This is a genomic window from Corallococcus sp. AB018, assembly GCF_003986945.1.
Taxonomy (GTDB): domain Bacteria; phylum Myxococcota; class Myxococcia; order Myxococcales; family Myxococcaceae; genus Corallococcus; species Corallococcus exiguus.
Genome location: NZ_RAWR01000083.1, coordinates 1 through 12,134, shown reverse-complemented (window position 1 = coordinate 12,134; position 12,134 = coordinate 1). Strand labels below are relative to the sequence as shown.

Annotated in this window: 10 protein-coding genes; 7 read left to right on the top strand and 3 right to left on the bottom strand. The window is 71.4% G+C overall.

Translation table 11 applies throughout. The features are described from left to right. The first annotated feature begins 87 nt into the window (after positions 1-87). The 4 genes from D7Y11_RS18880 (at position 88) to D7Y11_RS18865 (ending at position 5,588) form a co-directional block, all read left to right on the top strand. The gene (locus D7Y11_RS18880) at positions 88-2,685 is read left to right on the top strand and encodes a PAS domain-containing protein (RefSeq protein WP_120579907.1); all 2,598 of its coding nucleotides are present in this window, start codon (positions 88-90) and stop codon (positions 2,683-2,685) included. 70 nt (positions 2,686-2,755) lie between these two features. Then, on the top strand, positions 2,756-3,622 hold the full coding sequence (locus D7Y11_RS18875; protein ID WP_126934376.1) for an OmpA family protein: 867 nt from the start codon (positions 2,756-2,758) through the stop codon (positions 3,620-3,622). Positions 3,623-3,708: 86 nt separating this feature from the next. Beyond that, positions 3,709-4,593: a hypothetical protein gene (locus tag D7Y11_RS18870; RefSeq protein ID WP_126934375.1), complete on the top strand. Its 885-nt coding sequence runs from the start codon at positions 3,709-3,711 to the stop codon at positions 4,591-4,593. Positions 4,594-4,754: 161 nt separating this feature from the next. Continuing rightward, positions 4,755-5,588 (top strand): hypothetical protein, encoded by an 834-nt coding sequence (locus D7Y11_RS18865; RefSeq protein ID WP_120579904.1) that lies wholly within the window; start codon positions 4,755-4,757, stop codon positions 5,586-5,588. A gap of 74 nt (positions 5,589-5,662) precedes the next feature. Here D7Y11_RS18865 and D7Y11_RS18860 read toward each other — a convergent pair whose 3' ends face one another. From D7Y11_RS18860 to D7Y11_RS18850, 3 genes are all read right to left on the bottom strand, one after another. After that, positions 5,663-6,352 (bottom strand): NTP transferase domain-containing protein, encoded by a 690-nt coding sequence (locus D7Y11_RS18860; protein WP_120579903.1) that lies wholly within the window; start codon positions 6,350-6,352, stop codon positions 5,663-5,665. Positions 6,353-6,580: 228 nt separating this feature from the next. Next, on the bottom strand, positions 6,581-6,889 hold the full coding sequence (locus D7Y11_RS18855; RefSeq protein WP_120579902.1) for a CBS domain-containing protein: 309 nt from the start codon (positions 6,887-6,889) through the stop codon (positions 6,581-6,583). 130 nt (positions 6,890-7,019) lie between these two features. Beyond that, positions 7,020-7,556 carry a hypothetical protein gene (locus tag D7Y11_RS18850; RefSeq protein ID WP_169820815.1) on the bottom strand — a complete coding sequence of 179 codons (537 nt, stop codon included), beginning with the start codon at positions 7,554-7,556 and terminating at the stop codon, positions 7,020-7,022. Positions 7,557-7,756: 200 nt separating this feature from the next. Between D7Y11_RS18850 and D7Y11_RS18845 the strand changes: the two genes are divergently transcribed. The 3 genes from D7Y11_RS18845 to D7Y11_RS18835 all read left to right on the top strand — a co-directional run. Further along, positions 7,757-10,714, top strand: coding sequence for a hypothetical protein (locus tag D7Y11_RS18845; RefSeq protein ID WP_126934374.1), 2,958 nt, complete (start codon positions 7,757-7,759; stop codon positions 10,712-10,714). Between the two features lie 31 nt (positions 10,715-10,745). Next, the gene (locus tag D7Y11_RS18840; protein WP_126934373.1) at positions 10,746-11,936 is read left to right on the top strand and encodes an OmpP1/FadL family transporter; all 1,191 of its coding nucleotides are present in this window, start codon (positions 10,746-10,748) and stop codon (positions 11,934-11,936) included. Positions 11,937-12,021: 85 nt separating this feature from the next. Beyond that, positions 12,022-12,134 (top strand): SEC-C metal-binding domain-containing protein (locus D7Y11_RS18835; protein ID WP_169827486.1); only part of this gene is annotated, 113 nt, incomplete at its 3' end.

Genomic DNA, 12,134 nt, shown 5'->3' with positions numbered 1-12,134 from the left:
AAGCCGGATGGAACCCGGGTCGGGTGGTCCCGGCCCCCCGCCACCCCCACCGTAGAGCCTCCCGCGGGGGAGGGGGGCTCCGCGCCCATGTCCGAGCCGACTGGCACCTTTCTGGCGGAGTCCACACCCGTGCCGCAGGAGTGGCTGCGCACGGTGTTGCACCTGCTGCCGGTGGGGGTGGTCATCGTGGACACGGCGGGACGCCTGCTCGCGGCCAACGCCGCCGCGAGCGCGCTGTGGGGACAGGCCGCGCTGGCGCGGATGCAGCTGGAGCACTTCGGCACCTTCGAGGCGTACTGGCCCGGCACCGGCAGGCGCCTGCGCGGCGAGGAGTGGGCCGTGGCGCGCACGCTGCGCACCCGGCAGACCGTCTCCAACGAGGAGGTGGACATCGTCGGGAGGGACGGCGCGCGCCGCACCATCCTCAACTCGTCCGCGCCGCTGTACTCGGCGGAGAGCGGCCTGGTGGGCGCGGTGAACATCAACGTGGACATCACCGAGCGCAAGGCCACCGAGCGCGCGGAGTTCTTCGTCAGCGAGGCGAGCCGGCTGCTCGCCGAGTCCCTGGACTGGGAGACCACGCTCAAGGCCGTGGCGCGGCTGGCCACGCTGGAGTGGGCGGACTTCTGCATGGTGGACGTGCTGGGGTCGGACGGCGCGCTGCACCGGCTCGCGGTCAGCGCGAGGGACCCGAGGAAGCAGTCGCTGCTGGACCAGACCCTGTCCTTCCCACCACAGGCAGGTTCGGACTCGCCGCTCGCCCGGGTGTTCGCGCGGGGCAAGCCCGTGCTCATCGCGGACATCACGCCCCCGTGGCTGGACGCGGTGTCCCTCTCGCCCGAGCACCGCCAGCTGCTGGAGGCGCTGGCGCCGCGCTCGTCCATGCTCCTGCCCCTGGCGGTGGGGCGGCGCCGCTTCGGCATCATCAACCTGGTCTCCGCGTCGCCCGCGCGCCGCTACACGAAGCGCGACCTGGGCTACGCCACGGAGTTCGCGCGCCGCGCCGCCCTGGCGGTGGAGAGCGCCCGGCTGTACCGCGAGGCCCGCGAGGCCCTGCGTGAACGGGACGCCTCCGCGGCCATGCTGGAGTCCTTCTTCGCCGCGTCGCCGGTGGGCATGGGCTTCGTGAACCAGGACCTGCGCTACGTGCGGCTCAACAAGGTCATCGCGGAGAACAACGGCATCCCCCTGGAGAAGCACCTGGGCCTCACGCCCCGCGAGCTGATGGGTCCGGCGGGTGCCCCCATCGAGGACCTGCTGCGCCAGGTGCTGGAGTCGGAGATGGCCGTGGTGGACGACCCGGTGGAGTACGTCGTGGGCCCGGAGCCGCGCACCTTCCTGGCCACGTACTTCCCCGTGCGCTCCGGCACGGAGCTGCTGGGCGTGGGCGGCGTGGTGCGCGAAATCACCGACCAGCGCCGCATGGAGACCCACCTGCGCTTCCTCACGGAAGCCACCACGCGGCTGGCCACGTCCCTGGACTGGCGCACCACCGTGCGCAACGTGGCGGAGCTGGTGGTGGCGCAGCTGGCGGACTACTGCCTGGTGGACATGCTGGGCGAGGACGGCCAGCACCTGGAGCGCGTGGAGCGCCGCGCCCTCGACGAACGGCTCCAGGCCCAGCTGGAGAAGTCCATGCCCTACGCGCCCCAACCCGGCGCCCAGTCCGTCCTGCGCAGGGTGCTGGAGACGGGGCGCTCGGAGCTGGTGGCGGAGGTGGACGAAACCGCCATGCGCGCCTTCGCCGTCAACGACACGCACCGGGAGATTCTGGAGGGGCTGAGCCCGCGTTCGGTGATGGTCGTCCCGCTGATGGCGCGCGGGCGCACGCTGGGCATCGTGAGCGCGGCGACGTGCTCGCCCACGCGGCGCTTCGGCCCGCGGGATTTGTCGCAGCTGGAGGACCTGGCCTGGCGCGCGGCGCTGGCCGTGGACAACGCGCGGCTGTACCGGCAGGCGGAGCAGGCCGTGGCCGCGCGCGACGAGTTCGTGGCGGTGGCGACGCACGAGCTGCGCACGCCCCTGTCCGCGCTGCACCTGCAGCTGTCGTCGCTGCAGCGCACGGTGGACAAGCTGCCGTCGGACGAATCCGAGCGGCTGGGCCAGGGGCTGTCGGGAGCGCTCCGGCAGGCGGACCGGCTGACGCGGCTGGTGACACACCTGTTCGACGTGGCGCGGCTGGGCACGGGGCAGATGGCGCTGGAGCTGGGCGCGGTGGAGCTGTCCTCGCTGGTGCACGCGCTGGTGGCGCGGATGGAGGAGGCGCTGGCCACCGCGGGCTGCGTGGCGGTGGTGCACGCGGACGCGCCGGTGGTGGCGCTGGCGGACCGGCCGCGCGTGGAGCAGGTGCTGATGAACCTGCTCACCAACGCGATGAAGTACGCGCCGGGCCTGCCGGTGGAGCTGTACGTGGAGCGCGACGGGGAGAAGGCCATCATCGCCGTGCGAGACTGGGGCCCCGGCATCCCTCCGGACGCGCGCGAGCGCATCTTCGAGCGCTTCACGCGCAACAGCGGCGAGCACGCACGCGCGAGCCTGGGCCTGGGCCTCTACATCTCCCGGCAGCTCGCCCGCGCGCACGGCGGCGACCTGTTCGTGGAGCCGCCGCCGGAGGGCGGACCCGGCTCGCGCTTCGTGCTGCACCTGCCCCGGTGGAAGAAACCGTCCGGGGCGGCCCCCAGCTGAAGCAGGCGGGCGCATGTCGCACGGCGCCACCTTGCCGCCCACACCCGGGGGGACATTACCCTTCAGGGCCATGGACGACGCGCGGAAGACAGCAGCGCTCGGACGCTGGCGGTGGCTGCCCTGGGGGCTGCTGGCCGTCGCGGTGGTGGTGGCCTCCACGGGCGCGTGGCTGGGCTCGCGCTCGCTCCACGCGCTGGAGGCCCGGAGCGCGCAGCTGGAGCACGAAGCCACCGAGTCCGAAACCCACGTCGCGCGGCTGCAGACGCTCCGTCAGGCCATGGAGCAGCGGCTGCGCGCGCTGGAGCGTCAACAGCAGGCGCAGGAGTGGGGCGGCGCCGCGGCGGAGCTCCAGGCGAAGAGCGCGGAGGCGCAGCACACGAAGCGCGAGGCGGCGCTCGAATCGCTGGGCAGGACGCTGAAGGACCCGCTCCAGGCGGGCGACGTGGCCGTGGCGCTGGAGGACGACGCGCTGCGCGTGGAGGTGTCCGAGCGGCTCCTCTTCGCTCCCGCCACGACGTCGCTCACGCCGGAGGGCGCCGCCGTGTTGAAGCAGGCCGCGGCGGTGTTCCGGGGCCCGCTCGCCGACCACCGCGTCGCCGTGGAGGCCCACACCGACGAGGTGCTCCCCACCGCGGCCGGTGCTCCCGCCACCACCGCGTGGGAGCTGTCCGCCGCGCGGGCCGTGGTGGTGGTGCGGCAGCTGGGCGAGCGCGAGGGACTGGCTCCGGAGCGGCTGAGCGCCACGGGCCACGCCGCGTACCGGCCGCTGGTCCCCAATGACAGCCCGCCCCATCGCGCCAGCAACCGGCGCGTCACGCTGCGGGTGTTCCCCACGCCGGTGACACCGGAGAGCGCGGCCGTGGCGCGCACGGAGCCGCCGCCGCGGCCCATGAAGCGCCTGGCGAAGGCCAAGCCGAAGAAGACGGCGCAGCGCTGACGCACGGGACGCGGAGTGAATAGAACGCCTGGCTGCCCGTCCAGGGGTGCAGAGGGTTTCGCCTCGCCCCTGCCTCGGAGCCTCCCGTGTCCGCCTTCCGCCCCGCCCTGTGCGCCACCTTCGCCGCCGGCCTCCTCCTGGCCGCGGCTCCCGCGGAGGCCCGCTTCGGCAAGAAGTCCTCGGACAGCTCCGAGAACAAGAAGGAGGACAAGAAGCGCGACTCCAAGCGCGACACCCAGCGCGACAACAGGGGCTCCCAGTTCCACGCCGCCACGCCCATCCGCGCCAACTCGCGGAACGAAACCCACTCCTACCGCTCGGCCCCGCGCGACCGGCCCTCGTACTCCGCTCACATCTACGGCAACGCCATCGTGGCGGCCGCGGAGGTGCTGAGCGTCGTCGCGGAGACCTCCGACCCGCGGCCCGTGGTCGTCCAGCAGCAGCGCAACGCCCAGCCGCTCAGCCTGCGCGCGGGACTCAACGGGGGCATCATGGGCGGCGGCGTCGCCGGGGACGCGTTCCTGGGCATCGAGGGCGAGGCGCTGGGCATCGCCGTGCAGGGCACGCAGCTGGTGCTGCCCACCGACGACGGCACGCGCGGCACGGACGACATCCGCCTGGCGACCCTGCACATCACCTATGCGCCCGTGTCCACCGACCGCGTGCGCTGGCGCCTGGAGGGCGGCCTCTCCACCGCCCACGCGCCGGACGTCCTCTTCGTGGGCCCCAGCCTCGCCACCTCCCTGGAGGTCTGCGTGGCGGGCCCGCTGGACCTGGAGGCGCGCGTGCAGGGCACGGCCGGCACCTACCGGCAGCTGGACGCGAGCGCGGGCATCGCGCTGCACCTGGGCGCCCTCAACGTGCGCGGCGGCGTGCGCGGCCTCGTCCTGGACGACGCGGGCCGGGTGGACGGCATCCAGCACATCGACAGCTTCGTGGGCCCCTACGCCGGCGCCGGTCTGGCCTTCTGAAGCACCCGCGTGTCCAGGGGTGCACATGCCCCCTTCCGGACACCACCCCCCATCCCCGGGGCCCTGGTTTCACCGGGGGTGATGAGGGTTGAATATTCCGGGCGAGCAGGCGTCCACATGCCGCGGCCCATCCCGTGGGCCCATGAAGAGGAGAGGTTGCCGTGGGCTTCTGGAAGACGCTGTGTGCCGCGCTCGCTGTCGCTGTCCTGCTGGGGTCCGCGCCCGCCGAGGCCCGCTTTGGCAAGCGCTCCAAGCCGAACACCTCCGACTCGAAGGACTCCGACGACAAGGACGACAAGCAGGAGCACCGCGCCACGCCCGTGGGCCGCGCCTCGGACGCGCCGGTGCGCTCCAGCGTGCGCTCCTCCGGCATCGGCGTCGGCTGGTTCGACGTCCTCTTCCTCTCCGGCCCGGCCAGCTACCACCGCCGCGCGCGCGCGGAGGCCCCCCGCGGCGCCCGCGCGCCCCGGCCCGCGCCGCTCGTGCACCTGAACGTGCAGGGCAACAGCTTCGGCGACGTGGGCGGCGCGCTGGACCTCTTCATGGCCCTGGACGGCCAGCGCTGGGGCATGGACGCGCGCGTGAGCGGCATCGCGCTGGAGTCGGATGACGGGTCGGCGGACACGGACCGGCTGACGCTGCTGGACGCGCACCTGACCCTCTCCCCCTGGTCCACCGAGCGCGGCCGCTTCCGCATGGAGGCCGGCATCGCCAGCGCGCACGCCCCGGACGCCATCTTCGTGGGCCCCAGCCTCGCCGCGTCGCTGGAGGCGTGCCTCGGCCCGTCGCCCTTCGACGTGGAGGCGCGCATCCAGGTGGTGCCCTTCCCGCACCGCCAGGTGGACATGCAGGCCGGACTGGCGCTGCACCTGGGCGCCCTCAACCTGCGCGGCGGCTGGCGCACCCTGTACCTCAGCGACGGCGGCCACCTGGACGGCGTGGTGCACGCGGACCGCTTCACCGGTCCCTACCTGGGCCTGGGCCTGTCGTTCTGAAGGCCGGAAGGCTGAAGTAAAAACTCCCGGGGTCGCCGCGCACCGTGCGGGCCCCGGGAGTCTTCGCGTCGGGGCTACTCCTCCGACGACGCCGCGTAGGACGCCGGGGTGGTGTCCGCCCCGGAGCCGTTGGCCGCGCCCGCGCGCTTCACGCGCCGCTTGGGCGGCGGGGCCAGCTTTACCTCCGTGCTGAAGACGCGCCCGTAGATTTCAGGCGTGTTGATGTTCACGATGACGCCGGGGTCCTTCACGTTCAGGCGGCGCGGATTGAGCGTCTTGAGCGCCGCCTCCAGGTCCTCGCCCTCCGCTTCAATGAGCTTGCGCGCCGCGCTCTTCGACAGCACCACTGGCCAGCCCGTGGCGTTGTCGTACTCCGGCCGGAGCACCATGACGGCGTCGGTGCCGCCGCGCTCCATGTCCTTGAGCATGGACTTCACGGTGGTGACGCGCAGGGCCGGCATGTCCACCGGATGCACCAGCACCACGTCCGCGTCCTCGGCCATGGCCGCCTCCAACCCGGCCTTCACCGACGCCAGCAGGCTCTTCTCCCAGTCCCTGCTCGTCACCAGCTCCAGGCTCGGGTGCTGCTCGCGCACCGCTTCCTCGTCGCTGCCCACCACGCCCAGCACCCCGCACCCCGCCTTTCCGAAGGTGGACGCCAGCGACTGGAGGAAGCTCTTGCCCCCTTCATGCTCGATGAGCGCCTTGGGGTGGGACATCCGCCGGGCCTTGCCCGCCGCCAGGATGATCGCCACTGCCTTCATGACCCGCCTCCTCGCCCTCGACGGAAAGCCGGGGGCACCGCCAACAGGCTGTTGACCTCCTTCCGGGATTGCAGCCCGCCCGCCAGTACGAGTCGTCAGACAGCCGCCAGTCACACGAGGAGGTGTTGGCTGCCTGCCCTTTGGGCAAGGGCAGGTGTCCACCAGCGGTCAGGCGGGTGGGCCAGAGGGCTTCCCCTCCCCCGCGCCGGATGGGCGCCAAGAGGCACTTCAGTGCAGCCAGCCGCTGGAGGCCGCCAGCCGCAGCGGGGCGGCCGTCTCCACGGTCGTTTCTTCCGGCGCCGCCAGCGCCTTCACGGTCAGAATTTCAGCCAGCCGGGCCAGCGGACGGCGACGGGCCACGCGGTGCAGTTCGTCCTCCGTCACCTCGCCCAGCAGGTCGCCCCCACGCCCCTCCACCACGGGCAGCAGGTGCACGCCGTGGCGGTACATCTGCTGGAGCGCGCCCAGGACGGTGTCCTCCGGGAACAGGGTGATGGCGTGGGAGACGAGGTTCTGGAACTCAGGGCTGCGGCACATCGACACGTGAGGCCTCCGGTGCTCGGCGTTCGGGCGCCGTGTGCCGGAAGGCCTTAGCAATCCGCTTGCCGACGTCCGCGCAGGGGGTCCGGAGCTTCTCCAGAGCCCCTGGACGGATCCGCCTGCCGCCCTACTTCTTCGGCGCGGGCTTCACCGACTCCACCATCTTGCGGAAGCCCTTCTCCGCGCCGTTCACCGTCTTCTCCGGCCCGGTGAGCTTGTAGAAGATGGCGCCCTCCGGCCCCTCCACGATGGCGCCGCGCAGCTTGAAGTTCGGCTTGGGCGCGGAAGGCCCCATCATGGGACCGCCGCCCGCGTACGTGCCCTTCACCTCCACCGTGGTGACGGGCAGCCCGTTCACCTTCTCCTGCTTCGTCTTCGCGTCCTTGTCCTCCAGCGGCTTGCCGTCGGGCTTCTGGAACTGCGCCACCCAGCGCTTCACGTTCGCGTCCACCGCGCCGCCCTGCCCCTGCCCGAAGTAGAAGACAGCCAGTTCCGCGTCTTCCGCGTCTCCCTTCACGGCGGGCACCTTGTACGTCGCCGCGCGCATCGGCCGGGGAGGCTGGGCGGCCCACTCCGTCGGCGCGCTCCACGTCAGCCCACCGGCCTCCTCCGCGCTCGCGCCCATCGCCACGGTCATCGCCAACACAGTCAGCAGTCGTTTCATGGACGGCAGCGTATCCGCCTTCCCTGGCGCGTCACGCCCTCGTGCCGCGCACGCCGCGTGAGACGTCCACCCGCGTGCACGCGTGGGAACCCCATAGCTGACTCGGCGCGTCAATCCCTCTCACTTTGTGACCGGGGGAGGGCGTGCTACTCACTGACTTGTTTCCAGCAGTTCACCTTGGGCTGGAGGGGATTCCCACCATGAAGAAACAGTTGTTCCTCGGGGCCATGGCCCTAGGAGCTGTCGCCTGCACGCCGGAGATTGCGCAGGAGGCTCCGAATCTGAACGTCGGCCTGGCGGAGTTCGACCCCTCGGCGTCTCCCGCCGTGGTTCCCTCCCCCAACGACCTGGCCATCAACCAGCAGACGAAGAAGGTTCAGGCGCCGATCAACCCGGCGGCGTCCGCGGCGGAGCAGGAGTTCACGCGCGACTACCTGAACTCGCTCAACGGCTTCCCCACGTCCGCCATCGCGAACACCAAGATCAAGGACCTGGATCCGAGCTCGGTGAGCCCGAAGACGGTCATCTTCATCGACATGTACCAGGGCACGCCGCTGGCGACGAAGCCGGTGACGCCGACCCTCGCGTACAACGAGGACACGGACCTCCTCAACATCATCCCCCCGGTGGACATCAACACGGGCCTGCCGGCGTGGCCGAAGGGCTCGCGCTACGCGGTGGCGCTGGTCGGCGGTGAGAACGGCCTGAAGACGACCTCGGGCAACCCCATCATCGGGTCGGCCACGTGGGCCTTCATCAACTCCGACAAGTCGCTGGTCACCTGCGAGGACCTGACCTCGCCGGACTGCGGCCCGGCCACGGAGCTCATCCCCTCCGCGGAGACGGACCCGGCCAAGCGCCTGGCGGACCAGACCGCCAAGTCGCTGCAGCTGGAGCAGCTGCGCCTGGGCTACAAGCAGGTCTTCGACAAGGCCCTGGCGCCGCAGGGGTTCAAGCGTGAGGACATCGTCCTCATCTGGACCTTCAGCATCGTCAACCAGCCGGATGCCACCATCAACCTGGCGGCCACCGACCGCGTCCCCACCATCATCCCGTTCCCCAACGACCTGCTGCGCGTGCCGGCCACGGCCACCGCGGCGGCGCACCTGAACTTCCCCGTCCCGACGACGCCGGGTCTGCAGCAGGACCTGTTCACGGGCCTGAACACGCTGGACGGCTTCTCCACCACGGGCGCCATCGTCACGGAGAACGGCGATGCGCAGGGCGTGCTGGACGGCACCATGTTCCGCGTGGCCTCGGACGGCCCGGCCCCCCGCGTGGACGCGGCGTCGCTGGCCGCGGGCGTGAAGTTCTTCAAGCTGTCCAACCTGGACAAGGGCACCAAGCCGGACGTGGTGCCCTGCCTGGTGGAGAAGAGCGGTGACTGCGGCACCAGCGTGGGCGCGGCGGGCATCGTCGAGGTCCCGCAGCAGCTGCAGATCGTCCCGAAGGCGCCGCTGGATGGCGCCACCCAGTACGGCGCGGTGCTGACCACGGACCTGAAGGACACCCAGGGCCGCAACGTCGCCCCGGCCACGGCGTTCGCGCTGATGCGCCTGGCGAACCCGGTGGCCGTCAACGGCAAGAGCACCATCTCCTCCGTGCCGGACACGCTCGCGGCGGCGCTGGAGCCGGTGCGCGCGGCCCACAAGCCGTTCTTCGACGCGCTGGCGGCCGCGGGCCTGCCGCGCTCCAAGATCGCCCTGGGCTGGTCGTTCACCACCCAGAGCACCACGTCCGTCCTGCAGCAGCTGTACACGCTGCCCGGCGGCGTGTACGGGACGCCCGCGGCGCCCACCTCCGTCTTCCCCATCACGTCGCAGGTGAAGGCGGCGATGGCCGGCGCGCAGCCGGCGGCGCTGCCCAGCGGCAACATCGGCGCGGTCTACGAGGTGCGGGCCAACACGCCGTGGCTGCTCACGGGCCCCTTCGGCACGCTGAATCCCGCCGCGCCGCGCCCCACGCGCTACCCGTTCATGCTGTTCGTGCCGACCGGCACTGCGCCTGCCGGCGGCTGGCCGGTGATGGTGTTCGGCCACGGCCTGACCAGCAACCGCACCGCGGTGCTTGGCGTGGCCAACAAGATGACCGGCGCGGGCTACGCGGTGGCGGCGATGGATGCCGTCTACCACGGTGAGCGCACCAGTTGCGTGGGCTCCGCCACGGTGCTGGGCACCACGGGCTCGGTGGGTGACTCTGGCGCATGCGCCAACCCCGCGACCCAGCGCTGCGAGGACAACGCCGCCAGCCCGTCCTACGGCCGCTGCGTGGCGCGCACGGACGCGGCCCGCGCGGACTGCAGCGCCGCGGCGCTCCCGGCGGGCGTGCCGGCCGACGTGTTCTGCTCCAACGTCGTCTCCCCGTCGCAGGGCCAGTGCATGGCGGACAACAAGTGCGAGGGCGGCGACTTCCTGCGCAGCGCGCAGGGCGTCCCGGTCATCTCCGGCTGGAACTTCCTGAACCTGGGCAACCTGTTCACCACGCGCGACAACTTCCGCCACCACGTGGTGGACTTCAGCCAGTTCGTGCGCGTGCTGGGCAGCCAGCAGCTGTCCGACGCCGTGGGCGGCCTGAACGCGGCCCAGGTGGACTACGTGGGCCAGAGCCTCGGCGGCATCATGGGCACCATGTCCACCGCGGTGTCCCCGCGCGTGCGCCGCTCGGTGCTCAACGTGGCTGGTGGCAACCTGGCCGGCGTGCTCCTGACGGCGCCCGCCTTCAATGATCAGCGCACCGCGTTCCTGGGCTCGCTCGCCGCCGCGGGCGTGAACCCGGGCTCCCCGACGTTCGACACGTTCATCAGCCTGGCGAACACCATCCTGGACCCGGCGGATGCGCGCAACTACGCGTACCTGCTGGACAACAACGCGGCGGCCGGCACGGACGTCAACGTGCACCGCACGTTCATCCAGTACATCGAGGGTGACGAGGTCATCCCGAACGCGAACAGCCTGGCGCTCATCAACGCGGCCAACCGCACGGACGCGCCGCGCACGGTGGCGTCGTACATGTACCCGGCGTCCGACCCCGCCATCCACGACATCGCGCCGGCCAGCCGTCACTCCTTCCTCAACCACCCCGCCATTCCGGAAGAAGTGCGCCACGCGGCCCAGGACCAGATCATCGGCTTCCTGTCCACGGGCGCCGTGGCGCAGTAACGCGAACCACTGAGAGAGGAATCAAACACTCATGAAAAAGACACTCTCCCTCGTGGCAATCCTGGCGGCTGGTACGAGCCAGGCCGCGGGATTCCAGGTCGACACCCACAGCGCTCGCGCCACCGGCACGGGCGGCGCCGCCACGGCGTGGCTGGAGGACTCGTCCTCCATCTATTACAACGTGGCGAACATGGTCGGCGTGAAGACGCTGGACATCACGCTGGGCGACACGGGCATCCTCCCCAGCATCACGTTCCAGCGGCCGAACATGGAGGCGGAGGGGCAGCGCACCACGCTGTCGCCGCCGCCGCACCTGTTCGTCGTCTACAAGCCGTTCGAGAAGGCGGCGTTCGGCGTGGGCGTGTTCACGCCGTACGGCGCGCGCAGCCGCTGGGAGGAGGGCTTCAGCGGCCGCTTCCGCGGCTACGAGTCCTCGCTGGCGACGTACTACATCAACCCGTCGTTCGCGTATGAGCTGCACCCGCGCTTCCGCTTCGGCGCGGGTCTGGACATCGCCCGGGCCACCATCGAGCTGACCCGCGGCCTGGACTTCGTGAACAGCGAGGGCTCCGTCCACCTGGGTGGCGCGGACTGGGGCTCCGGCTTCAACATCGGCGTGCAGGCCAAGCTGCTGGACAACCTGGACATGGGCCTGCACTACCGCAGCGCCATCGACATCCAGTTCCAGGGCCAGGCGGACTTCCAGAACATCCCGGTGGAGTTCCAGAGCCGTCTGACGGACCAGAAGGCGCACGCGGACGTCGTCCTGCCGTCCACCGTGACGGCGGGCCTGGCGTACCGGCCGCTGAACAACCTGCTGCTGGCGTTCGACGCGAGCTGGGTGGACTGGTCCTCGTTCTCGGAGCTGGCCATCCGCTTCGAGAACCCGTCCATCGACAACCCCATCCCCAAGCGTTGGCGCGCGAAGTGGAAGTACTCGCTGGGCGGTGAGTACGCCGTGAACGAGGCGCTGCAGGTGCGCCTGGGTCTCACGTACGACCCGTCCCCCAGCCCCGACAGCACGCTGACGCCGGACCTCCCGGACGCCAACCGCTTCAAGGTGTCCGCGGGCGTGGGCTACCAGTTCAAGCCGTTCCGCGCGGACCTGGGCTACCAGTTCGTCGCGCTGGCGGACAAGGAGAGCACGGCGCCGGGCATGCCCGGAACGTACTCCGGCAACGCGCACGTGCTGGGCCTGACGCTGGGCTTCAACCTGCAGTAACCGGCTGAACCGTTTCCGAAGTCGCGGGCGCCCGGCTCCTTCCGTTCATGGAAGGGCCGGGCGCTTTCGCTTACGGTGCCGGGCCGTGAGCCCTTCCAAGCCCGGCCGCAACGACCCGTGCCCCTGTGGCAGCGGGAAGAAGTACAAGGCCTGTCACGCCGCCGAGGACCGCGCGAAAGCCGCGCCGCCTCCCACCAC

Coding starts and splice junctions, on each gene's coding strand:
- D7Y11_RS18880 (WP_120579907.1), top strand. CDS start 88: ATGTCCGAGCCGACTGGCACCTTTCTGGCGGAGTCCACACCCGTGCCG.
- D7Y11_RS18875 (WP_126934376.1), top strand. CDS start 2,756: ATGGACGACGCGCGGAAGACAGCAGCGCTCGGACGCTGGCGGTGGCTG.
- D7Y11_RS18860 (WP_120579903.1), bottom strand. CDS start 6,352: ATGAAGGCAGTGGCGATCATCCTGGCGGCGGGCAAGGCCCGGCGGATG.
- D7Y11_RS18855 (WP_120579902.1), bottom strand. CDS start 6,889: ATGTGCCGCAGCCCTGAGTTCCAGAACCTCGTCTCCCACGCCATCACC.
- D7Y11_RS18850 (WP_169820815.1), bottom strand. CDS start 7,556: ATGAAACGACTGCTGACTGTGTTGGCGATGACCGTGGCGATGGGCGCG.
- D7Y11_RS18845 (WP_126934374.1), top strand. CDS start 7,757: ATGAAGAAACAGTTGTTCCTCGGGGCCATGGCCCTAGGAGCTGTCGCC.
- D7Y11_RS18840 (WP_126934373.1), top strand. CDS start 10,746: ATGAAAAAGACACTCTCCCTCGTGGCAATCCTGGCGGCTGGTACGAGC.